Origin of the sequence: Enterococcus sp. S22(2020), from assembly GCF_020295385.1 — a bacterium.
GTDB classification, from domain to species: Bacteria; Bacillota; Bacilli; order Lactobacillales; family Enterococcaceae; genus Enterococcus_L; species Enterococcus_L dunnyi.
On record NZ_JACFUD010000003.1, the window covers coordinates 570,562 to 595,648 of the forward strand.

Genomic DNA, 25,087 nt, shown 5'->3' on the forward strand with positions numbered 1-25,087 from the left:
TTTTATTGTCAATAGTCTTACAAGAAACAAAAAAATAAATACGTTTTCATTTTAATTCAAGGAAATTATCGACAAATTCAATTGCGTTTTCTATTTTTTTTTACGTTGAATTTTATTTTTAAGCTGTTGATATTTCATAAGATTTTGACGAGCACGCTTCATTTTTCTATATCGTTTGGGCTGTTTCTTATAAAATTCTTGATGATAATTTTCTGCAGGCCAAAATTCCGTTGCTGACTGAATTTCTGTCACGATCGGCTCTTTGTATTTTCCAGAAGCTTCAAGTGCCTCCTTTGATTGTTCAGCAATCTGTCGTTGTTGCGCATTCTGAACGAAAATGATCGGTCTGTATTGATTTCCGCGATCCTGAAACTGACCAAATGCATCCGTTGGGTCAGAAATTTCCCAGTATAATTCCACTAATTCTCTATAACTGATCATGCGTGTATCAAAAATAATCTCAACTGCTTCTACATGACCTGTACTTCCTCCTATTATTTGATCATAAGTCGGATGTTCAACCGATCCTCCTGTATAGCCAGATAAAACAGAAATGATCCCAGGACGTGTTTCAAAAGGCTCGACCATACACCAAAAACAGCCGCCAGCAAAAACAGCACGTTCTTGATGGTCGGCATCTAAAACGATATGTTTTGAAAAGTCATACACCTTTTCTCCAATTGGATCGTTTGTGATTTTCGAATAAAAGTCAGCTACATCAGGAGTTAGATTGTTTCTCGTATTCAGAGGGCGCAAGGCTGCTTCAAGTTTAGCTAGCTGGTCTTTGAAATTCGCACCAATTTCTATTTGATTCTTCGCTTCTATTAACTGCACTCGTTCCCAATCACGTGTTCCGGGATTTAAAATAAGGTTATAGAGCTCTTTCATTACTTCTTCCTGATTATTGGTCATCGCAACTTCACCTCTGGTCATTTAATCGTGTAACAAAAAAAGCATGTATACTAAAATAATGGCACATTGACGTTCAATTGAAATGTAACATATTTTTTTATTCTTATCTAATAAATGATTTTCTAGTATAAAAGAAAACAAAAAATGTGTATGAGACATCACCTACGGCATATCTCATACACATTTTTTACAGTCAAACTATGATTCAAGTGCTATCCATTTTCAGTTATCTCAAACACAAAGGAATTTATATCTCCCCGATATTTTGAAATCGAATACTCGATCGGTAACTTCCCGTCAGTAAATCCTCGAGTATGGAAATAAAACAGCGGTGCGCCTACCTCAACATCCAATAAATCACTCACCGTATCATCCGCTTGAATCACATCTAGACGACGTGAGACAGTCTTGATCGGAAAGCCTTTTTCTTTAAAGATACTGTAAAGTAAATTTGTAGAAAAATCGACTTCATCAAGTTCCTTAAATAGAAATGCAGGGATGTAGGTAGTTACTAAAACTGTCGGTTTTTCTCCAGCATACCGTAAACGAATCAGCTTATAAACGTCATCACCTTCTAGGATCTCTAAGTTTCCAGCCACTTCTTCATTGGCAGCGTCTTTTCTAAAAGCAATGACTTTCGTCTTTGGAACCAAGCCTTTTCGGCTCATCTCAGAATCAAAACTTTCGATCACTTTGGTAAATTCCTGCTCGATTTTTGGGCGTTTAACGATCGTTCCTCTTTTTTTTCTCTTCTCTAAATAGCCAGCATCCACTAATGTTTGGACCGCCTGTCTTACTGTCGGTCTGCTTACTTGATATTCTTCAGCTAATTCTAATTCTGTTGGGATCAGCTCATTTTCAGCATAGGTTCCATCTTCGATCTTATCTAATAGATCCTGCTCGATTTTTTTGTATAAAGGCAAATTCATAAACTACCTCCTCGCTCATGTATCTTCATTATACAATAAATTAGACAGAAGTCTCGCGCCAATATGCTTTTGGTGTGGCGATCATACATTCAAATGGTGTATCGATCACTAATTGTTCATCTGGCAAAACGATTATACTTTGACCTTGCTTGATCTCTTGTTCTGCGATTTTAGTTGTTCCAGTCAAAACAGTGATCACTTGTGCTAAGGATTTTTGATTTCGGTAGTTTTTTGATAAAAGTGATCTTCTGACAGTAAATTCTTTCACATCAAGGGTTTGTCCTAAGTCAAAATTAGCCTTTAGCACAGTTTGTTGTAATTCTAGTGTTTCAGTCGCTTGTTTTGTATGCAGTTCTCTTTTGATGCCAGAATCATCGGAACGATCATAATCATAAAAACGATATGTGATATCTGTAGACTGCTGAATTTCATAGACTAATGCGCCTTTGGTCAATGCGTGAATGGTTCCAGAAGGAATATACACGATCGATTCTTTCGCCACTGTCGTTTTTCCTAAAATCGTTTCATACTTATTCTCTTGGATCGCTGTCATAAAGGCTTGTTTGGAAGCCGCTGTTTGCCCCGCGATGATCGATCCACTTTTTGGTGGTGTCAAAAAGAACCAAGCTTCACTTTTTCCATACGGCTTATTGACTTTTTTTTCAGCATAGTTATCAGTAGGATGCACTTGAATGCTCAAATTCTCATCTGCGCCAGTCATCGAAATGATCAAAGGGTATTCTTCTCCTTCAAGCAAACCAAAGGATTGTGGATTTTTTTGAACTAGCTCACGTAATGTCTGCTGTTCCGAAACAACAGGACTATCGATTTCTTCGGTTGCAGATGCAGAATACACAGAACCTATTTTTCCCTCACAGTTTTCTGTTGAATAGGCTTGTAAACGAGGCGTTCCCCAAATTCTTTTTTTGGGAATCGATTTTAATATAAACATGCTTTTTCACCACTCCTAAAAAACGCCGACGGCAACACCGATCGCAGAAATAACCGTCAATACTAAAATAACTTTTGTTGCTGTCAATTGTTTAGACGTCAATAAGTACCAAGCCAATAATACCATCGCCAACGGTAGTACCTTAGGAAAAATGCCATCCAAGACATCTTGTAAGGCTTGGACTTCTTCGCCCATTGGAATTTTTAGTTTTGTCACGAGCGCAATATTCGAAGCAGCTAAGCCTCCGACAACCATCACACCTAAAATGTTGAAGGCATCTGTGATTCGTTTCGCATTTTCGCCAATAATCACATCAATGGCGTTTACACCTAATTTATATCCATTCATAAACGCAAGGTAAGAAATCAGTACCCCAACTACTCCATACGATAAGATATAAAAGATCGGTCCTAGGGCATTCCCGCCAGAAGCCAAGCCCATACCGATCGACAATAGGATCGGTACGATGATGCCCTGAATGATCGAATCTCCAATTCCTGCTAAGGGTCCCATCAGCGTCGTTTTGATATTGATCGGCATTTCCTCCGGCACATCGCCGCCAATAGCTATCTCTTCTTCTAAAGATGCTACGATCCCATTGATCAGCTGTCCCGTTTGTGGTTCAGTATTATAGAACATTGAATGACGCATCAATAAACGTTTCTTTTTTTCTGGATCATTCTTATAGTATTTTTCAGCAAATGGCAGATAGGAATACGCCCAGGCATGCGCTTGTAATTTTTCATAGCTCATCGAAGAAAGATGGGTGAAGCCCCAACGTTTCCAAATTTGACGTAACTCTTTTTTTGATAAACGCTTCGTTGTTTGTTCCATGTCAGTTCATCCTTTCTAGAATAGATCATCATCTTCAAATACGGTAGAATCAGCCGACTGATTTGCTGCTTTAGGTTGGGCATTAGACGCATTGCCTGTTGCTAAAAAGACGATATAAGCGACAAGTGCTGCTATAAATACTAAAGCGATCATATTCAATCCGGCAAATGCCATTAAAACAAAACCAGCAAAAAAGAAAATCAAGTGCGCCTTTTCTTTGACTACGATGCTCATTAGCATAGCGATTCCTAATGCCGGTAAGACGCCGCCCAAAACAGAAATAATATCCGTTACGACCTGAGGAACGTTTGAAAGAAGCCAATTCACTAATCCTTTTCCTAAAAATATTGCTAAAAATACTGGTACTGCACGCAATAAGAAGGTCGTGATCTGAGGATAAACAACATGATTCAAAACGATTCCTCGATCATCATTTTTCTCTGCGGCTGTTTGCGCCCGAGTATTCCAAAAAGAATACGCTGCCATTCTAGAATTGTAAAAAATAAGTCCAAATGTTTGCCCGATCAAAATCGCCAAAGTAACTGCAACAGCAGGGTCTTTAGTCGTTGCTAAAGCCAAACCGATGCCGCCATATGCCGCATACGTGATCTCACTGTTCGTTGCTCCCCCAGTGGTTAAATTGGCAATAAAAACGGCTTGAACAGCTAAGCCACAAAGAATCCCCGCCTGCACATCACCAAAAGCGATCCCTACCAGTAATCCTGCAACCAAAGGCCGGCCAACAATGTAAAAGCCGCCCGTCATGCCGAAAAGCCATGGGGTTTCGATCGCACCTAAATAACAAAAAATTCCGGTCAATAATGCTGGCAATAATAATCCTGTATCCATTTTGGTTCCCCCTATCTGTTTTTCCCATTACATCCCATCATATTTGGCTTTTAATTGTTTCCAAGGTTTGATTTCATCATCCGGCAACAATTGAAATCCGATTTCGATTCCTTGCTGGTCCATATATTCGAAAGCTTCATAATCTTTTTCATCGATGGCAACTGTTCGTCCTAACACTTTTGCTCCAGCACGAGTATTCATCGGTCCAACATTGAGTTTTTTACCAAAATCAACGCCAAGCTTTACCAATTTCGCAAAGGTTTGCGGCGAATTACTGATAAGAAAGAAATCCTTTTGTGAGTTTTTCCCTTTCGGCACACTTTCAACTGCTTGCTCTACGGTATAAATTCCTAATTTCAAGTTTCCAGCCGCTGCCTTCAATACTTTTTTTCTTAAGTCATCCTGAGCGATATCATCCCCTACAACTAAGATCCCTTGGACAGGTCTTGCTTTGGTCCAGCGTGTCGTTGTTTGTCCATGAATCACTCGGTCATCGATTCTTGCTAATGTAATTGTCATGTTGTTTTCCTCCTTTAAAAGTCGATCTCATCCTCTTGTTGTGCTAATATCTCAGTACCTTCAACAGAGCTTCTGCCCGTATTGACTGCTAGTTCAAATAATTCTTCAAGCTTTCTACCGCTTTGAAGGGCGACGCCTGTTTCAATCAACATTGGTAGATTCATCCCTGTCACCACTTTTACTTGCTGCGGATTTGCCAAAAATTCCCGATACGCCTCATTGAAGGGCGTTCCTCCTTTAATATCACACAGAATCAAAAGACCTTCATCAAGATACATTTGTACAAAGTCCTGCAAACGTTTAGAGAAATCTCCAATCCCATCGTCTGTTAAACAAATCGCAGAAATATCACTATTTTCGCCAGCGATCATGACATAGCTTTCCAATAAGCCAGTTGCAAAGGTTCCATGCGAGACAAGTAATAGCTTCATTTTATAACCTCCATTTATGTAATTACATTAATTCTTACCACACCCAAATAGTAACCCCTTACAATTAATATGTCAATAACTTATTTGAATATTTTTTCTCTTGACAAGAAACTTCTTTCGTTTTACACTCATTATGTAATTACATATAGGAGGGATTTACATGTCGAATTATACTATCGATGAGTTAGCACGTTTTATCGATCATACCAACCTGAAGGCTGACGCTACCACCGCAGATATGAGCAAGCTTTGCCAAGAAGCGAAAGACTATCATTTCAAGATGGTTGCTATCAACCAAGTCCAGTCGAAGTTATGCGCTGAATTATTGGCAGGGACGGATATCAATATCGGCGCAGCCATTAGCTTTCCTTTAGGACAAACTTCTAAAGAAGCTAAATTTTTCGAAACAGAGAACGCAATCAAGATCGGTGCCACTGAAATCGATTATGTAGTCAACCTGACTGAGGTCAAAGCTCAAAACTGGCTATATATCGAAGAAGAGATGGAAGGTATCGTTGCGATTTGCCGCAAAAACCACGTGATTTCCAAAGTCATTTTTGAAAATGCTTACCTGACTGATGAAGAAAAAATCAAGCTTAGTGAAATAGCTAAAAAAGTCGAGCCGGATTTCATCAAAACATCGACAGGCTTTGCGCCGACAGGAGCAACTTTCGATGATGTTAAATTGATGAAAACACATGTGGGTGATAAAGTGAAGGTCAAAGCGGCCGGTGGAATTCGTGATGCCGAAACGTTTAAAAAGATGATCGCCTGTGGAGCTGAAAGAATCGGAACTAGTGCAGGAATAGAAATAATTGGCGAATTGAAGAAAGAATTAGCTAAAACTGCAAAAGAGACGATTACGATTTAATCGCTCTTACGAAAAAAAGAACAACCGTCTCAATAAAAATAATTGGGACGGTTGTTCTTTTTAAACAATTTTTTATCCTTTTAATCGAAATCAGTCAAATCGATCAATTTTGATCAATCGCTCCATACCATCGATAGAAATTTTTAATAACACATTCCATTCAGCTTCTTTACTAAATCCAAGCCCGCAAGCTGTTGCCACCTCTGCCGCTTTGATCGGTGTCATCGCCGTATAAATTTCTAGAGTCTTTCTTATTTCCCTTAACTCAGATATCAACATTTCGTTGAAGAAACCACGACCTTTGCCTTGACTCTCATCACGACAGTCCTTTAACAAGAAGAATGTATGATTTCCGCTTTGTTCCCAATTTCTTTCTCCCCAAAGATTGGGTGATTTAGTGATCCCTGTAACTTCCACAAATGCTCCTTGTGTAAGATTCCATGTATCATGCTCTCTACTTTGATTACTAGTCAACATTTTGGCTATCTGTCCTTTTTTATAGATGAACTCAAAAGCAGTTTCTTGCGCACCTGTTACACTCAACTCTCCTTGATGAGTATAAACTTGCCCCGCGACTTCCAGCTCTACTTTAAAAGGCGTGCCCCATCCATTGCTCCTATCCCGATAATTATGAACATAAAACCGATAGTTTCCTTCCACACCTTCTCCTTTCGTCCAGCGAATATTTTCAACTGGATACATCGTTTCTCCACGAACATTCATATCAACATCCAGCCAACCATTTGTTTCACGTTTTCGGTTATAGAAAATATGTTTACCAGCCGGTGTCAAGCAATGCAAATCCAAATCCGTACGATTTTCCCAAATGAGCGAACAGCGGATATCATTTTCTTCATATCTGCCACCCGCTTCTTGGACACGACGCTTGATTTCACCATCTACCCCGCCGTGATAATACCAAGAGAATGGATTATCCCATTGGAAAATGCTTTTAGAGTCTGGTATATTCTCCGTCACTAAACTCATCAAACGATTCGTATCATCAACTCTAGCTTCAATTTTATTTACTTGCGGCAGAAGGGTTTCAGAAAACTTTTTCCAGGTCATTGTAGTGATCGGCCAATCAATAATCTTGACCTTTGGGATTTTCGGAATAATCCCACTAAACAATCCCATTTTTTGTTTTTCCACTTTCTTTTCAGGAGAACGCCAAATGAATTCTGGAATCTCATCTAAACGAGCAAAACGACGATCTAACGCATCTATTATGCCAAGTTTTTCAACTAATTTTTCTGCTTCGATCAAAGCACCTTCAGTAGGAGCCGATTGCGCACGCATATATTGTGATGGATCCATTTTATCGTTATAGCGTCGGATCAATTCATCAGTATTTATACCTTCCTGATAATCATCAAGCAAGGTGCCGATCATCGAATTTTTCAAATGGCAATAGCCTGTTTTGGCTTTTGCTATATAACGCCACATCAAACGTTCTCTCACGAGAGCATCTTTTTCTTTCAAAATCACTTGTTGTGCTTCGTCAAACCATGAGATCATACCGATAAATCGTTCACTGCGATAAAGAGCACCTGAGTCGATAAGTGTTTTCATTATAGAAACACTATCTCTAGAATACATGTGTAAGGTAGCTTCAAAAAGTTGAAATTCTGCTTTCTTTTCCGCCATCAGCTGATTGGCTGTTTTCAAAGCAGACTTACTTACATAGTGTTTAGGCAACATCAGTGATAAGTGGCTTCTTTCCCCAGAAAATGGCGTTCCCAGCTGACGCTGATCTGAATAAAAAACTGTTTTGATAGAACTCGCTTCAACCACTTTCTTGAGTTGTGTTACTGCTGCTTTAAAATAATCAGGTACAGTTTCTGGATGCCAAAGTGCAGATTTTATTTGACCATCCTCTGTCAGAATAACTAGATCTCCATACTTTCTAATAAATGCTTTGCAGCAACTACAGTTATACTGTTGTCGACTTGATAGCTCAAGTGATTCCAGATAATGAAGCCACAAATCGTCGGTAAGCGCGACTTTGAACAATGGTTGATTCTCACAAAGCAATTGATGAAATTCTTTTTGCATATTTTCCTCAAGCTGTCTATAATGCTGATTATTATTTGTAAATTCTTGATTTTTCATTTTACTCCCCTGCTTTCTATCCTTTGATGACACCTATTGTAGTTAATTTTTTGATAGGCGTGACTAGTTCTTCTTGATTTCCCATCACTTCATCGATATTTTTATACGCAAAACGACTTTCTTCTGCGACATCTGCCTTTTTCACTTTGCCAAGGATAACTTCTCTTTCTTTCAAATCAACGATCACAGATTCAACAGAAATTTCTTCTTTCGCTTTTTTACGTGAATACACACGTCCAGCTCCATGAGAAGATGAATGAAAGCTTTCTGGTTCACCTAATCCTTTTACGATATAGCTCGATGAACCCATTGCTCCAGGAATAATCCCCAACTCATCTTTTCTAGCACGTGTTGCTCCTTTTCGATGTACCCAAACATTTTGACCATAATGATGTTCTAACGCTGCATAGTTATGGTGACAGTTCACACGCATACTGTAATTCACTTCTTTTTCCAAATACTTATCAACAAAATGAGAAAAGATTTCCATTGTTTTTTCAAGCATCTGTTCACGATTCTCATAAGCATAATCCAGCGCTATATTCATCCATTTTAAATACGATTTACCTGCTTCAGTTGCTGTCGGTAAAAAAGGCAATTGATTGCTTTCAGGTACTCGACTATGCCAGATTTCGTTTAAGTTTTTCGCTACTTTATTAAAATGTTGACAAATCTTAGCACCCAAATTTCTACTTCCGGAATGAAGCATGATCCCGATATAGCCCTCATCATCTTGCTGAAACTCGATAAAATGATTGCCTCCGCCCAACGTACCTATTTGATAATACGCATTCTCTAAAATTTCTTTTGCTTCTGGAAGACTTCGATCATCCCTCATATCGATCAATGCTTGGTCGATCACTTTAGAAGATTGCTTTTCTTTATGCAATGCAAAGCCGACTGGTACATCACGCATCACTTGATTGACGATCAATTTTAAAAGTGGTTGTCTATCATGTTCTACTTTTTGCAAATCAGCGAACAAAATATCCGTTTGAACGTAGCACATCCCACAACCAATATCCATACCAACTGCATTAGGAACGATCACATCTTTTGTCGCTAAAACTCCTCCAATCGGCATCCCGTAGCCATAATGACAATCCGGCATCAAAGCAACCCATTTAAAAACAAATGGTAATTGAGCCAAGTCCAGCGCTTGTTCTAACACATTTTCCTCAAGCGTCCCCTTAGGCAGCCAAACTTTGATCGGTGCAGCATTTTTTGATTTATCATAATGTACAAACATTATTTTCACTCCTTTTTTCGATATGTTTTGTCAGTAACGACTTAACTGAATTCATTGTAAAACACCCCGTTCATTTCAGCCTTAAAAAAATGTTGCGAACTTTGATCAGTGAATTTGCTATAATAAAATGACCAAATAAAAATAGTGAGGAAAAAAATGAGTAGGTCTTTTAATGAGTTGATCAAAGATTTTAATACGATTCGCTCGTATGCCAGAGAATTTTATATCAATGGTTTTAAACATCGAGAGGAATTTCAAGAAAAAAGTTTACGTAGCTATGATAATGAGCGCCGTCGCATAGAAAGCTTCTTAAGCGAATATACTGAATGGGAACAAACTGCCCAAGGGAAAACGATTCGACTTGAACTCAAGCAAGAACCCTTAGACACAAATCCATTCTTTAAATTATGGCAAACAAAAAGTTTCACTAAAAATGATGTTTTTCTTCATTTTACAATTCTAGATTGTTTGACAAGCTATGAGTCATTGTCCCTAACTGAATTGACAGAACTGCTTCACCAAGAGTACTTGAATCACTTTGACGGTGCACCGACACTCTCAGAACTTACCATCCGAAACAAACTGAAAGAATACAGCAGACTAGGTGTCCTTCAAGAGATAGAAAAAGAGAAGCGACTTCATTATCAGTTAGTCGCTCCTCTAAGTTTAGAGAAAAAAATGATTCCTGTTCTGCATTTTTATAAAGAAGTTCTGCCTGGTGGTGTTATTGGACAATTTTTATTGAATAAGCTAAATCAGAAAACCGAAAGTCCGTTTACGTTCAAGCATCACTTTATTGTTCACAGTTTAGATGAGGAAATTGTTTTAACCATTCTTGCTGCAATTACGGAGCACCGCTATATATCTGTTTACCAATATAATGGCAAAGAAGCTGAACTAATACCACTGTCTTTGTATGTTAGCACAGAGACCGGCAGACAATATCTAGTCGGCTTGCTTCACAAAAACTTACTTACTTCGATCAGAATCGACAATATCAAAGAAGTTATTTTGAAAGAACCTGTTGAACAATATTTAGATTTTCAAGAACAGTTTTCTGAGAAGAAAGAGACTTCTTGGAACGGAAGTTTTAATCAAAAACCTTTAAAAAAATTACGCGTATTGCTTCAGATTTTGGAGGGATATGAGGATTATTTGATGACAAGAATCGCTCGCGAACAGCGAATGGGAATTAGCTATCGAATCGATCAAAAGACAGTCGTTTTTGAAATTGAATTGATTGATCTATTTGCTATCAACCCATTTCTCAGAACATTTGTCGGAAGAATCATTTCTATTGAAAGTACAGATAAAGAGTGGGAGACATTATTTATTAACGACTTAAAGGAACTTATTGCCCTATACTCCCCTTCAAAGGAGGTAAAAATAGATGACTGATTTTTTATTTCATGAAATAAATGGAATCTATTTTGCTATTGTAAAGGAAATTTTAAATCAGAAGCAAGCATTATCAACAAAAGAACTGGACCGTATCGTTCGAATGAAAGGATTTGACGAGTCTGTGATGCAGCTCCTTCCTTCTTTGCAAAACAAAAATAATCCTTGGTACTTATTATTTGAAAAAGAACCTGATTGCTGGTTTCCAATCACGAAAAATGAGACACCTAGCACATATACGATTTTAGAACGTCGCTGGCTCAAAACGATAATGAAGGATCCTCGACTTTCATTTTTCTTAGAAGATCATGAGATTTCTGATTTAAATCAGCAACTTAAAGGAATTCAGCCACTTTTCGATTTAAACGCTATCACTTATTATGATCAGTTTAACCAAATCGATTCGATCATTGATCAGAAACAGCAGCAGCGTCATTTTAAATGCTTGATCGAAGCCATTCAGGAAAAAAGGCCTTTGTTGATCGACTATCAACGACATAAAAAAGTATCCAGCAAAATCGGTCTTTTTCTGCCCTTCAAATTAGACTATTCACCCAAGAATAATCTTTTTCGCTTAAAGGCTTGGCGTATCTTACGGACCAGCCGATTTGAAGTAACACTTAATCTTGATCGCATGCTTACAGTCCAGTTAGCTGAAGAAAAAAGAGACTATTTGGCTCTACCGATCACCTCTCGTCGAAAGCAAGCACAAATGACTTGTCAATTGATCGATAAGCGACAAGCGTTAAAACGAAGTATGCTTCATTTTGCTGATTACCACAAAACGACTCGTCGATTGGATGAGTCTCACTATGAATTGACCATTCAATATGATACGAGCGATGAAACAGAGCTGTTGATTCGGATATTGTCATTCGGACCATTTTTGACCGTGACTAGCCCAGATAATTTTATTATCAAGATCAAAGAACGGATTGAAGCTCAAGCTAAGTTAATGGAAAGCTTTGATCAATAGAGCTAATTAAAACAGAGGAGCTGCACATCAACTGATGATGATCTCCTCTGTTTTAGTTTGTTCTTTTATTTTTATAAAAAGTAACCCTTCTCTATTTTTTAATCTTCAACGTCATCGCATTCAACGCTACAATGATCGTACTTAAAGACATCAAAGCTGCCCCGACAGCAGGATTCAAGATGATTCCCCACGGAGCTAAAACACCAGCAGCTAAAGGGATAGCAACGATGTTATAACCCGCTCCCCACCATAAATTTTGAACCATTTTGATTCGGGTTTGTTTCGCCAAATCAATAAAATGTAAAATATCCAGCGGGTTACTATTTGTTAATACAACATCTGCAGAATCGATCGCTACATCCGTTCCAGCTCCGATCGCAATTCCGATCGTCGCACGTGCGAGACTCGGCGCATCATTGATTCCGTCACCCACCATCGCTACACGATGTCCTTCATTCACTAACTTAGCAACGATTTTTTCTTTTCCTTCAGGTAATAAACTAGCATAAAATCGTTCGATACCTAAATAGTTTGCAACACTAGATGCTGCTTCTTCATTATCTCCAGTCAGCATAACGGGTTCAATCCCCCGTGCTTTCAACGCGATAATAAATTCCTTCGCTTCAGGTTTTACTTGATCACCCAAAGCAATCAAACCGACTAATTGCTCTTCGATCAACAAATAGCTGATCGTATTGCCTTGTTCTTGATAGTGTGTAATAGCTGACTGATCAACTGTCATATTCAATTGACTCAACGCTTTGGCATTGATGATTTTTACCTTTTTACCTTCAACTTGCCCTTCTAACCCAACACCAGAAATATTTCTTTCATTCGCAGCTTTAAACGGTGTGATCTTCTGTTCCTTTAAGTAGTTCATGATTCCTGTAGCAATTGGATGATTTGCGCTACTTTCTAAAGCACCGATATATTGTAACACTGCTTTTTTATCTAAAGTTTCAGCAAATGTTTCCACACCAGTTACAGTAAAAGTTCCTTGAGTCAACGTACCTGTTTTATCTAATAAAATCATATCTAGATCATGAGCATTCTCAAGAGCATTGCGGTTTTTTAATAATAAGCCATTTTTAGCTGCAATAGAGGTTGAGCGGGCAACAACCAACGGGATCGCTAATCCTAACGCATGAGGACAAGCAATAATAAAAACGGTCACCATTCGTTCTAAAGCAGAAGGCAGATCACTAACAAACAACCAGACAATAAATGCTAGAATCCCAGCAAATAATGCCACATAAAACAACCATTTTGCTACCTTGTCTGATAGTGCTTCTAGTTTTGATTTATCTGCTTGGGCTTTGCGAACCATGTCCATTACTTTCGCAAGATAACCGCTCTCGCCTGTTCCTGTAACTAGAATTGTCATGGTTCCATCTCCGTTGACAGAGCCACCGATCACACGATCCCCTACCTTTTTGATCACACCGCGAGACTCACCTGTAACAGCTGATTCATCAACAATGGAATTGCCTTTTTCAATAAGTCCATCTGTCGGCATTTTGTCGCCCGCACGAACAATCAAATGATCGTTTTCGTGGACTGCTTGTAGAGAAACTTTTTCCTCAGTGCCATCGGCTCTAACTCGTGTCACCTCATCCGGCAGCAGTTCTGCTAATTTTTGCAACGCATCACTGGCATTCATCACCGCATTCATTTCGATCCAATGTCCTAATAACATGATAACGATCAATGTCGCAAGCTCCCAGAAAAAATCCATGACATGTGCATGAAAAAAGGTATTCGCAACAAACGAATATAAGCTGTAAAAGAAAGCGACAGAAATCCCCATTGCAATCAGCGTCATCATTGCTGGACTTTTCATTTTCAATTCCATTTTAGCGCCACTTAAAAATGGTTGACCACCATAAACAAATAAAATAGAGGCTAACACTAAAACGACCCAGTTAGAACCTGGAAACGAAAATTGAAAAGGCAACTCCATTCCCATCATTGGTGATAGTATAATGATCGGAATAGCGATGATCAAAGATAACCAAAATTTTTGCTTGAAGTTCCCCATATGCATACTATGATCCATACCGCCCATATCGTGTCCTTCATGCATTGAATGGTCCATGTTGCTCATATCATGGTCTTCGTGCATCGAATGATTCATGTTGCTCATATCATGTTCAGTATGGTCCATTCCTTTCATTTCATGATCTGCGTGCATTGAATGATTTTTTTCATCACTGCCTGTACTCTTATTACTCATTATTTATCCCTACTTTCGCTTATTTCACTTTAGCTGCTTTCGCTCATTGATCAAAACCAGATTATTTATATGTTCTAAAACCTTTCGACAAAACAAGCATAACAAATACGACTACATTTGTAAACGAAAATGTTTTAATCCTCTAAAGTCAACCTCTCCTCTTTCTATTCTCTCTTAAGAGTACAACTGACGCTGCTTTTAAACAATCATTTTGAATGATCGAAACAAAAAGCTTGCATACTTATTAAAAGTAAGTTATATTTATTTCGAATTCGAAATAAAAAGAGGTGAAGTCATGGATCATCAAGAAGAATCATTAAAAACATATATCGGAATTTTACGCACCGCTAGTCAACTAGAGCAATTAGCCAAAAAGGATGTTACCTGTTACGGCTTGAATATTACTGAATTCTCAGTTTTGGAATTGCTTTTCCATAAAGGAAGACAAACGACACAAACCATTAAGGAAAAGATCCTGATTGCCAGCAGCAGTACCACCTATGTCATCGACCAGTTAACGAAAAAAGGCTATGTAAAACGGCAAACAAATGAAAGCGATCGTCGAATCATCTATGTCGATATTACCGTAGCAGGAAAAACTCTGATGGAGGAAATTTTTCCTACTCATGCTCAGCAAATTGCGGCTAGTTTTTCTGATATTACTATCGAAGAATTACGATCATTACAACACTTATTAAAAAAAATAAACGATTAAAAGTGAGGCTATTAAAATGAGAAAAGAAGATCAATTATTAGGAGTACATCACGTCACAGCAATGACTAGCGATGTAGAAAAGAATTATGCATTTTTCACAGATATTCTAGGCATGCGATTAGTGAAAAAAACAGTCAATCAAGATGATATCTATACATATCATACTTATTTTGCAGACGACTTAGGTTCACCCGGCACAACGATGACCTTTTTCGACTTTCCCAACAATCCAAAAGGAACCAAAGGGACGAATTCGATCAGCAGAACTGGATTTCGTGTACCAAGCGATGCTGCTTTAACTTACTATGAACAACGTTTTAATGAATTCAATGTAAAACATGACGCTATTTCAACTGAATTCGGTAAAAAAGTATTACGTTTCTGGGATTTCGACGATCAAGCCTATCAATTGATTTCCGATGAAACAAATACCGGCGTCAAAGCAGGAATTCCATGGAAAAAAGGGCCCGTCCCAGAAGAATTTGCGATTTACGGTTTAGGACCAGTTGAGATTTCTGTTTCTTATGCGGCTGATTTTAAAGGTCTATTAGAAACTATTTTCAACTTTAAAACTATTAAGCAAGAAGACAATCGATATTTGATGGAAGTTGGCGAAGGTGGTAACGGTGCTCAAGTAGTGTTGGTGGATGATACGACCAGTCCGCAATCTCAACAAGGTTTTGGCGAGGTTCACCATGTTGCATTCCGTTTAGCTGATCGCAAATCATTAGCTGTTTGGCAGGAAATTTTTGATAATCTAGGATTAGCCAATTCCGGCTATGTCGATCGTTACTACTTTGAATCTTTATATGTTCGTGTCGGCCATATACTTGTTGAGCTAGCAACAGATGAACCAGGTTTCATGGGGGATGAGCCTTACGAAACATTAGGAGAAAAATTATCACTTGCACCATTTTTAGAAAATCGTCGCGAATATATCGAAAGTGTCATCAAACCTTTCAATACCATACGCGCTTAAGGAGAATGTCCAATGAACCCGATCGATAAAATCCATCACATTTCTGCCATAGTCGGTGATCCGCAAGAAAATCTACAGTTCTATCGCGATGTTTTAGGTTTACGTTTAGTCAAACAAACGGTCAATTTTGATGACGAACATACTTACCACTTGTACTACAGCAATCAATCTGTCGATAATGGAACGATCCTCACTTTTTTCCCTTGGAGCAATGCGCACAAAGGACGTGTAGGCAGTGGCCAAGTGGGAACCATTGCTTTTCGTATTCCGAAGGGAACTACCGCTTATTGGAAAGAGCATCTAGCTAAACATCAGATTTCTGTAAAAGAAACGGAGCTATTTAATCAACCAACATTGGAGCTACAAGACTCTCATGATTTATCTTTGGCACTTGTTGAAGGAGTCGAAACTGCAGATTCAGCCGCAATTCTTGGATTTCACGGGACAGTGTTGCTTTCAGCTGATCCTGAGGCAACAAGCAACACCTTGGTAAACGATCTCGGATTAGAATCTGCGGTAACGACTGAGAAAAGCTATTCGTTTTACACAAAAGGCACTCAAAAGCATCAAATCATCGTGCCAAAAACGGTGATGAAATTTGGTCGCTGGGGAGTTGGTACCGTGCACCATATTGCTTGGTCTGTGCCCACTTACGAATCACAGAAACAATGGCAGGATTATTTATATACTCATCATTATTCGGTAACTGAGATCAAAGACCGCAACTATTTTAAAGCGATCTACTTCCAAGAACACGGAGATATCATCTTTGAAATCGCGACTGAAACACCTGGATTTACTGTTGATGAATCTTTTGAAAATTTAGGCAAACAATTAATGCTGCCGCCCCAGTTTGAAGCTCGGCGAGCAGAAATCATCTCTCGTCTACCAAGGCTAGATGTTTGATCACGATATACGATGGAGGGAACAACAATGAACTATATAATAGAACAAGGCAAAGCAGATGCTCCTGTTTTTATTCTCCTTCACGGAACAGGAGGAGATGAGCATTCTCTGCTTCCAATCGGAAAAGAATTGAATGCTGATGCTACACTGATCGGGATTCGAGGAACCGTACAAGAAGATGGCATGAATCGTTATTTCCGTCGGCTAGCTGAAGGGATCTATGATGAAAAAGACTTGGAATCACGGGGAAAAGAATTAGACGATTTTATTGATGGTTTAGCACAAACATATGATTTTTCATTCGATCAGGTCACATTGATCGGTTATTCCAATGGAGCAAATATCGCCGTCAATTTGATGCTGAGAGATTCTAGATTGAAAAAAGCTATCTTACTACATCCCATGTATCCAATAAATGTAGTGAACTCAGAGCATCTGAAAAATACCGAAAGTTTTATGACATTTGGAACACATGATCCGATCGTACCGATCAAAGAAAGTCGACGTGTGCTGAATTTATTTGCGGAAAATCATGGAGATGTCACTTATGTATGGACACAAAGTCATCAATTGACTTATGAAGAAATTAGCGAAGCAAAAAAATGGTTAGAAAATAAACATAGTTAATACAATAAAAAAATCGATTTATCCTATCTTTTTTCTAGATGGAAAGGGATAAATCGATTTTTTTGTTATTTTCTTCTATTTGAATGGATTTCTATAAAGCTTTGTCATTTTTTATTTTTCATCATTCTGTATAACTCGTCTCTATCAATTAGATGAACCCCTGTTTTGTGTGCTAATTCTTTTGCAGGTTTAGTAAAGTAACTGTTCGTCACGACATACACCTCATCTAATTCATAATAACTTTTACCAGCATGTGCCTCTTGAACGGCTTTATTTCCAACATTTCTTTTATATCGTTTACACTGATACCCTATTTTCCGATCATCATTATGAGCTAGAACGTCGATCCCCTGATCCCCCTGATATTGCGTAACCTTGACTCGCTGATAATTTGATTTTCTTAATAAATTGGCAAAATAATGCTCGAACTTTTCACCTGACATAGCATCGATATCACTTAATTGATAGTTCTTATTGCGTTCAACAAAAAATGAAAAAATTTTAGAAAGATAATTGATAATAATCAGCACCATTAAAAACCACATTACTTTACTCTCAAACAGCGGCTTCAAACTATTTAGCAAATCGATCATGTTCATAACTTCTCCTAACTAACTCCAACATAAAATATATTCCTTTCTTAAAGTATACTATATACTAACAAGGATAGAAATAGATTTTTTCTATATTTATCAATTAAAAAAAGGTGCCTCTTCGCTTTTTGCTTGAGAACACCTTTCATATGTTTAATAAATTATTTATTTAACATTCGATCGCTAAAAACAGGGACTGTCCGTTATGATAAACTCTAATCTCATTATTTTCTAGTGGTTTAGATACCAACCGTCTAATTTATGCGATTCATCAACGCTTCATTACGCTTCATACGCAGCTCATGATAATGATCAGGAGCAAGCTTGACTAATTCTTTAGCCAATACATCAATAATGAACATTTGGTTGAGCATCGCCGCAAATGACCCCGCATCCGAAATATATTCTTTAGATGATCCAATTAAGGCTAGATCGCTGATTTCAGTTAGTTTAGAGCCAAGATAGTTTGTTAATGAAATAGACTTACATCCATGAGATTTAGCCATCTCTACATTGATGATCACTTCATTCGTATTACCAGAGGTACTGATAGCAAAAGCTAAATCATCTTTTGTCATCATCGTTGCATAAATACTTTGTAGTTGCCCATCTTGAACAAACTCGACCCATTTTCCTAAACGCTTCAAGCGATTACTTAAGTTCATTCCGACAAGACCTGAATTTCCCACAGCAAATATATAAATACGTCTCGCCTCATGGATAGAAGTAACAGCTTTTTGAATTTGATCCTCTTTTAAAAAGCCCATCGTTTCAGCTAAACTATCGATATATTGCTGATAGATGATTCCCTTCTCCCCATCACTTTCTCTACTATCCTTTTTGATGACAGTTGCTTGATATTTAGCTAAAGCCAGCTTCAAATCTTGAAATCCAGAAAAACCGATTTTTCTAGCAAAACGAACAACCGTGCTTTCACCCACACTTGCCATTGCAGAAATTTCATTGATCGATAAATGTTCTATTTCATCAGGATTACTTAAAATCAATTGAGCAACTTTCTTCTCAGACTTACTTAACGATGGAAAAAAGCTGCTGATCATTGCTAATAAATCCATATTACGTCCTCCTCTTTATAGCTTGATTATATCAAACTCGATTCAAATCTCCAAAAGAGGAAAGAAACTGAAGCAAACGATGATTTTTAGTTTTGTTTCACATTTTTTAATGATCAAGTACTTTCTTTGTTTGTCATGAAAACGAATGGTAGATAAATCAAGACGCCGATGATCAATAAAACAATTTGTAACAGTGCTGCGCGCCAATCACCATTCGTAGCCAAATACCCCGAAAGAATCGGCGGCGTGGTCCAAGGAATCAACACAGAAGTTTTAGCGATCAAACCAATGCTTGTCGCAAAATAAGCGAGCCCTGTAGTGACCATCGGAACAATCACTAACGGAATGCCTAGCAAAGGATTGAAGACGACCGGTATCCCAAACATCAGCGGTTCACTAACATTGAATAAGGAAGGAATCACACCAACTTTAGTAATTGAACGATAATCTGAACGTTTAGAGCCTATAAAAATAGCGATAACTAGACAAATCAACATTCCTCCTCCGCCCATCCAGCCGAAAGCATCTAGAAATGGTTTAGTGACGATGTTCGGTAATTCTGCATTGTTTTTCAATGCGTCCATATTTTCCTGGATCGCAGTCATCATGATCGGTTCCCCGATCGAACCTAAAATGAACGTCCCATGTAACCCAAAAGCCCATAAAAGGTTACTTAGAAAAACATAAACCAACAGTCCACCGATCGATTGAAAAGATGCAACCAATGGCGCTTGGAAAAATTTCGCAATGATCGTTGGGATATCCGTATTAGCGAACCAAACGATCATTACTTCTACAAGTCCTATGATCGTTGTAACTAAAAAGGCTGGAATCAGTACATTGAATGACTTTGCAATCGATGGCGGAACACTCTCATGCATTCTAATTTTCAGTGCGTTCATTTTTGAAAATTTTGAAAGAAAGGTGACAGAAACCAAGGTTGCAACGATGGCCAAAAACATTCCCGTCGCACTTGTCTGCGCTTGTGTGAATGCTGCGGCTGTAAAGGTTTCTCCGTTACTATCTGTAACAATATTTTGAGCAGGCAAGACAAGGAAGAAAGCTACCACACCCATCACCGCACCAAACAGCCCTTCTTCTTGGTAGCTGATCGCTAGTTTATAACCAATCGTCGCAGCAATCAAAATCGCTAAAATTCCTAATGAAGAATTATAAATTTGATTCCCTAAGTCCATCCAACGAGCAGCACCGCTAAAATGTTTCAACAAACCGTTGGATGGACTCAATACGAGATTATTGATCAACACCCAAAAAGAAGCAATGATCGTAACTGGTATCAAGGCCACAAAACCATCTCGAATCGCCGCAATATGCCTCTGACTAGAAAACTTATTTGCAATGACCAACATTTTTTCGACTACGTTTGATTTCATTTTATTCTCCCTCCGTCACTCTTACTTGACAGTTTATTTCAAACATTCGATTCCAAGGTGAAGACATTTCTGTAAATTCAATATGCTTTCCTTTAAGAGATTTCTTTAAATAACGTTTTTTTAAATAATTCATTTCACTTTCGACTTTCATTAGTACCGCTTCAACTTGATCTTTCAAATCAAAATAATTTACACCGATTTGAGGTAAATAATTCTCAGTGACGTCCATACGAATAAGTGCTTGATAAAAGGTATCTTCAAATAGATTTGAATACAAATTATTCATAAGTTGTGAATGATCGACCTGCTCATCGATCAGCGCCAACGCCCCTAATGTACTACCTAAGGAATTACAATTTGTATTCCACGCCTTATAAACAGAAAGTTGATTGATCAAGCCCAGTTTATCTAAAAGTTGAAGCAATTCACGATCTCCACCATTCGCGTATGCGCTATCGCATATTCCAATGATTTTCCCCGATTTTGCCGCACAAGCAATCTCATCGACAAAAGTCAAAAGATGGCGATAAGAGTCATAAGTGACGTCCTTATTTTCAAGCTGATCACATGATTCCTGCATTACTTTTCCAGAAGTATTATACGCTAAATAATAATCAGCAGAGTCCTGATTTTTCGTCAATCTCATCCCCGCAGCCATTACGTGAGCTTTTAGACTTTCATTGATGATTCGATCTTCGTATAGCGGAACGATTTCAGGACCTAATGTTGAAGAAAATTGAACGTACACAGTAGGTATTTTATTTTTATACTGATTATAGGCTCTAGCTAATAAAGTAAAGCCAACTTCATCTGCCCCTGGATAAACCATGATTTGATCTTTTAAGTTTTTTTCCTCAATGGCATGATAAACCTTCTTTTGATCCATTGCAGTATAGCCGTAAGCTGCTGAATCATCTTGCGGAATCACAAGAAAATCGATCACTCCTTCTTCCACAAGTCGAATATTTAAAAGATTTACTTTAACGTTGAAGGAACGACGGTCTTCATAATCCTTGATGATCGTAATTGGGAGCTCTTGTTTCAGATGATCAAGCTCCAAATTTTCATCTGCATCTAAAGATTCCCTAGTTTTTTTGTCTAACAGCCAGCCATAGCGAAAAATTCGTTCACCGTATTCTTCATAATACTCCGGTTCCTCATCTGAACTATTATATTTTGGTGTTCTCATGATCAAATTGGATGCATAAATTTTTAATCGAGGATTCGTTTTCTTTAATGATCGTATTCTTTTCTCATATGTTAACAATACAGCTTCTTTTAATTCATGTAATCTGGAAGCAAGCAACCCTCCATAAAGAACCATTTCTGTTGATATCACGGTTGCATCACTATTTTTTGCCGCTTCATCAATAAATTGCCAAATAGCATCAAGATCACCAGACTTCTTTTTATTCCCCATCTTTTCTTTTGGCAACATCGTACACTGTATCTCTTTAGAAACTGCTGCTGCATTCAGCGGATAATCTGCATTACACGGTCGCTCATCTAAAGGAATATAAACGATTTTCAGCATTTTTTTCACCTTCCTTTATACATTTCGTCAATGATCACTCCAACATTTTCTGCGTAAAAATCAGCCTGCTCTCTTATTGCCGCCTCTGCCTGTTGGACAGCATAAGAATTTGGTGTCACATGAAACATAGACACATCACTTTCAGCATCTCCCGCAGTATAAACATTTTCACGTTCTAATTGCAATTGCTGAATGATTCGTTCCACCGCTTGTCCTTTCGATACTTTTTTTGAAAAGATTTCTAATGAATTTGGACTAGTCATGACAATGTTGACAGCATCTTCTCCTAACTCCTCTTCGACCTTTTCACGAATTTCCTGAAACTGTTGCTTTTCTCCAAACGTAAGATAGATCGTTGGATTTTTTTCTTGTTCCAAAACAAAATTCTCCAGATTCTCAATAATGATCGATGAATCAACAAACTCCGCAATATCTTTAGGATCTCTCGGACTAGGAAAAAGACGGTTCGTAACATTAGATACTTCCGTACGTAGTCCCATGCCAAAAATAATCCTGTTTAAAGTAGCGATGTATTTTTTGGGGATCGTTTCATAGTACAATTGTTCACTTTTGTCATAAATCACAGCTCCATTTTGGCTAATTCGATATTCACTTTTGAACCCTAGCTTGTCTTCGATATAGCGAATGTCTGTATCCATCCTGCCTGTGCAAACAACAAAATGTCCACCGTCTTCACAAAACTGTTTTATTTTCTCTAAACTAACTTCATCAATTGCTCCATTCGCATCTAGCAATGTGCCATCAAGGTCGCAAACCAATAATTTATCTTCCATCATTTTCCATCCTTACTGCCTTATCTGCTGCTTCAACATAACGCTTTGTGATCAATTGCGGTCTTGTGATGATCGAGCCAACCACAACAGAAAATGCACCTAACTCAAGTGCTTTAGTCACTTGTTCTGGAGCATCTGTATGCCCTTCCATAATTACTGGTACATCAACTTGCTGAACGATCTCTTTAAGTAGATCAAAATCAGGCGTGTCCGTTTTTCTAGAATAAGATGTATATCCAGCCAATGTTGTTGACACTAGATCAAATCCATCCTTCTCCGCTTGCAATGCTTCCGACAATGTGGAGATATCTGCCATTGCTAATCGCCCTGATCGATGGATCCGTTCGACTAAATCACTTGCTTTTTCATTATCCGGTCTTGTTTGCTTTGTTGCATCTAAAGCGATGATTTCTGCTGAAGTCGTCAACAGCTCGTCAACTTCTTTCATTGTTGGCGTAATATACACATCTGAATCATCATAATCCCGCTTGATAATACCGATTACTGGCAATTCTGTTTGTTTTTTGATCTCATTGATATCAGTTACTGAATTGGCTCTGATTCCCTTTGCACCACCTTCTTCAGCAGCTAGCGCCATCCTTCCCATTATAAACGAGCTATGCAGGGGTTCATTCTCCAACGCTTGACAAGACACGATCAATTTTCCTTTCAATGCTTCTAACTGGAACATTTTTTCACCTTCTTTATATTTATGGTGTATTTTTACATTATTTTCTATTTTTTGTAAATGTTTTTCTTTATTTCGAGACTATAATTTTTAGACCCTTGATTTCTAAAGCTTTTTATCGTCTAATGAGCTTTCGAAAATAGAAAAATATGGTGGTTGCAAAAAAAGTTCGAGACAAACACTAGAAAACAGTTTTGACTCGGACTCTACTTCTTAACAAGTGATAGCAAAAACCAGATTTTTCGGCAATTTTACAATAAAGGAGCAATACGCTATGCGTATTGCTCCTTTATTGTCCCCTTAAAAATGAAAAAATATATTCTCTTCTAATCTTAAATCAAATAAGCTATGTTAATAGAAAAAGAAGTTTTTTCGTTCTTTCTGCTGCCTGACGCAGATTTTGTTCAGCATACATAAGCGCTTCAGTCAAAGTTGATACCTCATTTACGATCGGAATGATCACTGATAGTCCTGCTTTTTCAAATTCGTCAGATTCTCCTTGCATTGCACCTACAAATACAAGAACAGGAACTTGATGCTTTTGCGCCATTGCCCCGATACCTACTGGGACTTTTCCCTGTAAACTTTGGCTATCGATTTTTCCTTCACCTGTAATAACCAGATCGGCTTGTTGGATTATTTCTGGTAAATGAGACTGTTCAGCGATCAGGTCCAAACCAGATACCACTTTTGCCTGCAGGATCGTCCGAAGAGCTAATCCAATCCCACCAGCTGCGCCATCACCTTCTTGTGACTCTGCTCCTTCCAATAATAATTTACTATAATGTGTCATCTCTTCTTCAAAAGCAGCTAGCTCATTGCTTTGCAGCCCTTTTTGCTCTCCAAATAAATAGACTGCTCCTTTTTCCCCTATAATCGTGCTTTTTACATCTGCAGCAACGATGATTTCAAGCTCTTTTAACATCATTGGCATTTTTGGGGTTTCTACTCTGGTGATTTTTTTGAAATTACGAGGAATCGGTGAAACCAATTGATTTTGCTTGTCGAAAAATTCAACGCCTAGACAGGCTAATAAACCGATTCCGCCATCGATCGTTCCTGTTCCGCCTAAGCCAATAATGATTCGCTTGGCTCCTTTTTGTGCTGCAGAAAGAATTTGTTCGCCCAAGCCATAAGAATTGGTATTGTGGGGATGTGTTTCAGATGTCCCCTTTAAAAATTGGATCCCGCAAGTCGCTGCAGATTCGATCACAGCCGTTTTTTCTTCTTCCAGCCAACCATAATCAGCTGTTATTTCATCGCCTAATAAATTATGACACTTAACTGATATTACTTCCCCATTAGCATTTGTTACAAAAGCCTCTACCGTTCCTTCCCCGCCATCAGCAATTGCAACTTCTGTGACTTCTATTTTTTCATCTCTAAAAACTTCTGCCACAATTTGATTCGCTTGCTTGCTCGTTAGGGAGCCTTTCATTGAATCGATCGCCGTCACAATTTTCATTTTTTCACCCTCTTCTGCAAAGAAACTGAACAGCTATATTAGCTGTTCAGA

24 protein-coding genes are annotated in these 25,087 nt (G+C 38.2%); 7 read left to right on the forward strand and 17 right to left on the reverse strand.

The window, feature by feature from the left end:
• Positions 1-90: 90 nt before the first annotated feature.
• The 7 genes from msrA to H3T55_RS08470 all read right to left on the reverse strand — a co-directional run bounded on the left by msrA (position 91) and on the right by H3T55_RS08470 (position 5,426).
• Complete coding sequence (gene msrA, locus H3T55_RS08440; RefSeq protein ID WP_225534110.1) at positions 91-912, reverse strand: peptide-methionine (S)-S-oxide reductase MsrA; 822 nt, start codon at positions 910-912, stop codon at positions 91-93.
• A gap of 212 nt (positions 913-1,124) precedes the next feature.
• Positions 1,125-1,841, reverse strand: a complete 717-nt coding sequence (locus tag H3T55_RS08445; protein ID WP_225534111.1) for a GntR family transcriptional regulator — start codon at positions 1,839-1,841, stop codon at positions 1,125-1,127.
• Positions 1,842-1,881: 40 nt separating this feature from the next.
• Complete coding sequence (locus tag H3T55_RS08450; RefSeq protein ID WP_225534112.1) at positions 1,882-2,793, reverse strand: class I mannose-6-phosphate isomerase; 912 nt, start codon at positions 2,791-2,793, stop codon at positions 1,882-1,884.
• A 15-nt stretch (positions 2,794-2,808) separates the two neighbouring features.
• Positions 2,809-3,627 (reverse strand): PTS system mannose/fructose/sorbose family transporter subunit IID, encoded by an 819-nt coding sequence (locus H3T55_RS08455; RefSeq protein ID WP_087639879.1) that lies wholly within the window; start codon positions 3,625-3,627, stop codon positions 2,809-2,811.
• Positions 3,628-3,642: 15 nt separating this feature from the next.
• Positions 3,643-4,476 carry a PTS mannose/fructose/sorbose/N-acetylgalactosamine transporter subunit IIC gene (locus H3T55_RS08460; protein ID WP_087639878.1) on the reverse strand — a complete coding sequence of 278 codons (834 nt, stop codon included), beginning with the start codon at positions 4,474-4,476 and terminating at the stop codon, positions 3,643-3,645.
• 27 nt (positions 4,477-4,503) lie between these two features.
• Positions 4,504-4,995 carry a PTS system mannose/fructose/N-acetylgalactosamine-transporter subunit IIB gene (locus H3T55_RS08465; protein ID WP_087639877.1) on the reverse strand — a complete coding sequence of 164 codons (492 nt, stop codon included), beginning with the start codon at positions 4,993-4,995 and terminating at the stop codon, positions 4,504-4,506.
• A gap of 14 nt (positions 4,996-5,009) precedes the next feature.
• Positions 5,010-5,426: a PTS sugar transporter subunit IIA gene (locus tag H3T55_RS08470; protein WP_225534113.1), complete on the reverse strand. Its 417-nt coding sequence runs from the start codon at positions 5,424-5,426 to the stop codon at positions 5,010-5,012.
• Positions 5,427-5,586: 160 nt separating this feature from the next.
• Between H3T55_RS08470 and deoC the strand changes: the two genes are divergently transcribed.
• Positions 5,587-6,297 (forward strand): deoxyribose-phosphate aldolase, encoded by a 711-nt coding sequence (deoC, locus tag H3T55_RS08475; RefSeq protein WP_225534114.1) that lies wholly within the window; start codon positions 5,587-5,589, stop codon positions 6,295-6,297.
• A 90-nt stretch (positions 6,298-6,387) separates the two neighbouring features.
• On the opposite strand, the gene H3T55_RS08480 is transcribed toward deoC, so the two are convergent.
• Together H3T55_RS08480 and H3T55_RS08485 are read right to left on the reverse strand one after the other, a co-directional pair.
• The gene (locus H3T55_RS08480; RefSeq protein ID WP_225550138.1) at positions 6,388-8,409 is read right to left on the reverse strand and encodes a hypothetical protein; all 2,022 of its coding nucleotides are present in this window, start codon (positions 8,407-8,409) and stop codon (positions 6,388-6,390) included.
• A gap of 16 nt (positions 8,410-8,425) precedes the next feature.
• Positions 8,426-9,658: an RtcB family protein gene (locus H3T55_RS08485; protein WP_225534117.1), complete on the reverse strand. Its 1,233-nt coding sequence runs from the start codon at positions 9,656-9,658 to the stop codon at positions 8,426-8,428.
• A gap of 156 nt (positions 9,659-9,814) precedes the next feature.
• On the opposite strand from H3T55_RS08485, the gene H3T55_RS08490 reads away from it, so the two are divergent.
• Both H3T55_RS08490 and H3T55_RS08495 read left to right on the forward strand, forming a co-directional pair.
• Positions 9,815-11,056, forward strand: coding sequence for a WYL domain-containing protein (locus H3T55_RS08490; RefSeq protein WP_225534118.1), 1,242 nt, complete (start codon positions 9,815-9,817; stop codon positions 11,054-11,056).
• Entirely contained in the window at positions 11,049-12,032 is a 984-nt protein-coding gene (locus tag H3T55_RS08495) for a WYL domain-containing protein (protein ID WP_225534119.1), read from the forward strand. Before H3T55_RS08490 ends, H3T55_RS08495 begins: the two co-directional genes overlap by 8 nt.
• Positions 12,033-12,123: 91 nt before the next feature.
• Here the strand turns inward: H3T55_RS08495 and H3T55_RS08500 are convergent, their stop codons facing one another.
• Complete coding sequence (locus tag H3T55_RS08500; RefSeq protein ID WP_412523570.1) at positions 12,124-14,265, reverse strand: heavy metal translocating P-type ATPase; 2,142 nt, start codon at positions 14,263-14,265, stop codon at positions 12,124-12,126.
• Between the two features lie 295 nt (positions 14,266-14,560).
• Between H3T55_RS08500 and H3T55_RS08505 the strand changes: the two genes are divergently transcribed.
• The 4 genes from H3T55_RS08505 to H3T55_RS08520 are packed head-to-tail and all read left to right on the forward strand — an operon-like array spanning position 14,561 to position 17,492.
• The gene (locus tag H3T55_RS08505; protein WP_225534120.1) at positions 14,561-14,980 is read left to right on the forward strand and encodes a MarR family winged helix-turn-helix transcriptional regulator; all 420 of its coding nucleotides are present in this window, start codon (positions 14,561-14,563) and stop codon (positions 14,978-14,980) included.
• Between the two features lie 16 nt (positions 14,981-14,996).
• On the forward strand, positions 14,997-15,959 hold the full coding sequence (locus tag H3T55_RS08510) for a ring-cleaving dioxygenase (RefSeq protein ID WP_225534121.1): 963 nt from the start codon (positions 14,997-14,999) through the stop codon (positions 15,957-15,959).
• Positions 15,960-15,971: 12 nt separating this feature from the next.
• The gene (locus tag H3T55_RS08515) at positions 15,972-16,865 is read left to right on the forward strand and encodes a VOC family protein (RefSeq protein ID WP_225534122.1); all 894 of its coding nucleotides are present in this window, start codon (positions 15,972-15,974) and stop codon (positions 16,863-16,865) included.
• Positions 16,866-16,892: 27 nt separating this feature from the next.
• Positions 16,893-17,492 carry an alpha/beta hydrolase gene (locus H3T55_RS08520; RefSeq protein ID WP_225534123.1) on the forward strand — a complete coding sequence of 200 codons (600 nt, stop codon included), beginning with the start codon at positions 16,893-16,895 and terminating at the stop codon, positions 17,490-17,492.
• A 104-nt stretch (positions 17,493-17,596) separates the two neighbouring features.
• On the opposite strand, the gene H3T55_RS08525 is transcribed toward H3T55_RS08520, so the two are convergent.
• The 7 genes from H3T55_RS08525 to H3T55_RS08555 all read right to left on the reverse strand — a co-directional run bounded on the left by H3T55_RS08525 (position 17,597) and on the right by H3T55_RS08555 (position 25,036).
• On the reverse strand, positions 17,597-18,091 hold the full coding sequence (locus H3T55_RS08525) for a restriction endonuclease (RefSeq protein WP_225534124.1): 495 nt from the start codon (positions 18,089-18,091) through the stop codon (positions 17,597-17,599).
• Between the two features lie 248 nt (positions 18,092-18,339).
• On the reverse strand, positions 18,340-19,161 hold the full coding sequence (locus H3T55_RS08530; protein WP_225534125.1) for a MurR/RpiR family transcriptional regulator: 822 nt from the start codon (positions 19,159-19,161) through the stop codon (positions 18,340-18,342).
• Between the two features lie 113 nt (positions 19,162-19,274).
• On the reverse strand, positions 19,275-20,555 hold the full coding sequence (locus H3T55_RS08535) for a PTS sugar transporter subunit IIC (protein ID WP_225534126.1): 1,281 nt from the start codon (positions 20,553-20,555) through the stop codon (positions 19,275-19,277).
• A gap of 1 nt (position 20,556) precedes the next feature.
• Positions 20,557-22,089 carry a DUF4127 family protein gene (locus H3T55_RS08540; RefSeq protein WP_225534127.1) on the reverse strand — a complete coding sequence of 511 codons (1,533 nt, stop codon included), beginning with the start codon at positions 22,087-22,089 and terminating at the stop codon, positions 20,557-20,559.
• Between the two features lie 5 nt (positions 22,090-22,094).
• Positions 22,095-22,883 (reverse strand): Cof-type HAD-IIB family hydrolase, encoded by a 789-nt coding sequence (locus tag H3T55_RS08545; RefSeq protein WP_225534128.1) that lies wholly within the window; start codon positions 22,881-22,883, stop codon positions 22,095-22,097.
• Complete coding sequence (locus H3T55_RS08550; protein WP_225534129.1) at positions 22,873-23,574, reverse strand: N-acetylmannosamine-6-phosphate 2-epimerase; 702 nt, start codon at positions 23,572-23,574, stop codon at positions 22,873-22,875. Before H3T55_RS08550 ends, H3T55_RS08545 begins: the two co-directional genes overlap by 11 nt.
• Before the next feature lie 343 nt (positions 23,575-23,917).
• Positions 23,918-25,036, reverse strand: coding sequence for a glycerate kinase (locus H3T55_RS08555; RefSeq protein WP_225534130.1), 1,119 nt, complete (start codon positions 25,034-25,036; stop codon positions 23,918-23,920).
• Between the last annotated feature and the right edge of the window lie 51 nt (positions 25,037-25,087).

Bases quoted from the DNA above. Each gene is read 5' to 3' on its own strand.
- msrA (WP_225534110.1), bottom strand. From the start codon at position 912: ATGACCAATAATCAGGAAGAAGTAATGAAAGAGCTCTATAACCTTATT.
- H3T55_RS08445 (WP_225534111.1), bottom strand. From the start codon at position 1,841: ATGAATTTGCCTTTATACAAAAAAATCGAGCAGGATCTATTAGATAAG.
- H3T55_RS08450 (WP_225534112.1), bottom strand. From the start codon at position 2,793: ATGTTTATATTAAAATCGATTCCCAAAAAAAGAATTTGGGGAACGCCT.
- H3T55_RS08455 (WP_087639879.1), bottom strand. From the start codon at position 3,627: ATGGAACAAACAACGAAGCGTTTATCAAAAAAAGAGTTACGTCAAATT.
- H3T55_RS08460 (WP_087639878.1), bottom strand. From the start codon at position 4,476: ATGGATACAGGATTATTATTGCCAGCATTATTGACCGGAATTTTTTGT.
- H3T55_RS08465 (WP_087639877.1), bottom strand. From the start codon at position 4,995: ATGACAATTACATTAGCAAGAATCGATGACCGAGTGATTCATGGACAA.
- H3T55_RS08470 (WP_225534113.1), bottom strand. From the start codon at position 5,426: ATGAAGCTATTACTTGTCTCGCATGGAACCTTTGCAACTGGCTTATTG.
- deoC (WP_225534114.1), top strand. From the start codon at position 5,587: ATGTCGAATTATACTATCGATGAGTTAGCACGTTTTATCGATCATACC.
- H3T55_RS08480 (WP_225550138.1), bottom strand. From the start codon at position 8,409: ATGAAAAATCAAGAATTTACAAATAATAATCAGCATTATAGACAGCTT.
- H3T55_RS08485 (WP_225534117.1), bottom strand. From the start codon at position 9,658: ATGTTTGTACATTATGATAAATCAAAAAATGCTGCACCGATCAAAGTT.
- H3T55_RS08490 (WP_225534118.1), top strand. From the start codon at position 9,815: ATGAGTAGGTCTTTTAATGAGTTGATCAAAGATTTTAATACGATTCGC.
- H3T55_RS08495 (WP_225534119.1), top strand. From the start codon at position 11,049: ATGACTGATTTTTTATTTCATGAAATAAATGGAATCTATTTTGCTATT.
- H3T55_RS08500 (WP_412523570.1), bottom strand. From the start codon at position 14,265: ATGAGTAATAAGAGTACAGGCAGTGATGAAAAAAATCATTCAATGCAC.
- H3T55_RS08505 (WP_225534120.1), top strand. From the start codon at position 14,561: ATGGATCATCAAGAAGAATCATTAAAAACATATATCGGAATTTTACGC.
- H3T55_RS08510 (WP_225534121.1), top strand. From the start codon at position 14,997: ATGAGAAAAGAAGATCAATTATTAGGAGTACATCACGTCACAGCAATG.
- H3T55_RS08515 (WP_225534122.1), top strand. From the start codon at position 15,972: ATGAACCCGATCGATAAAATCCATCACATTTCTGCCATAGTCGGTGAT.
- H3T55_RS08520 (WP_225534123.1), top strand. From the start codon at position 16,893: ATGAACTATATAATAGAACAAGGCAAAGCAGATGCTCCTGTTTTTATT.
- H3T55_RS08525 (WP_225534124.1), bottom strand. From the start codon at position 18,091: ATGAACATGATCGATTTGCTAAATAGTTTGAAGCCGCTGTTTGAGAGT.
- H3T55_RS08530 (WP_225534125.1), bottom strand. From the start codon at position 19,161: ATGGATTTATTAGCAATGATCAGCAGCTTTTTTCCATCGTTAAGTAAG.
- H3T55_RS08535 (WP_225534126.1), bottom strand. From the start codon at position 20,555: ATGAAATCAAACGTAGTCGAAAAAATGTTGGTCATTGCAAATAAGTTT.
- H3T55_RS08540 (WP_225534127.1), bottom strand. From the start codon at position 22,089: ATGCTGAAAATCGTTTATATTCCTTTAGATGAGCGACCGTGTAATGCA.
- H3T55_RS08545 (WP_225534128.1), bottom strand. From the start codon at position 22,883: ATGGAAGATAAATTATTGGTTTGCGACCTTGATGGCACATTGCTAGAT.
- H3T55_RS08550 (WP_225534129.1), bottom strand. From the start codon at position 23,574: ATGTTCCAGTTAGAAGCATTGAAAGGAAAATTGATCGTGTCTTGTCAA.
- H3T55_RS08555 (WP_225534130.1), bottom strand. From the start codon at position 25,036: ATGAAAATTGTGACGGCGATCGATTCAATGAAAGGCTCCCTAACGAGC.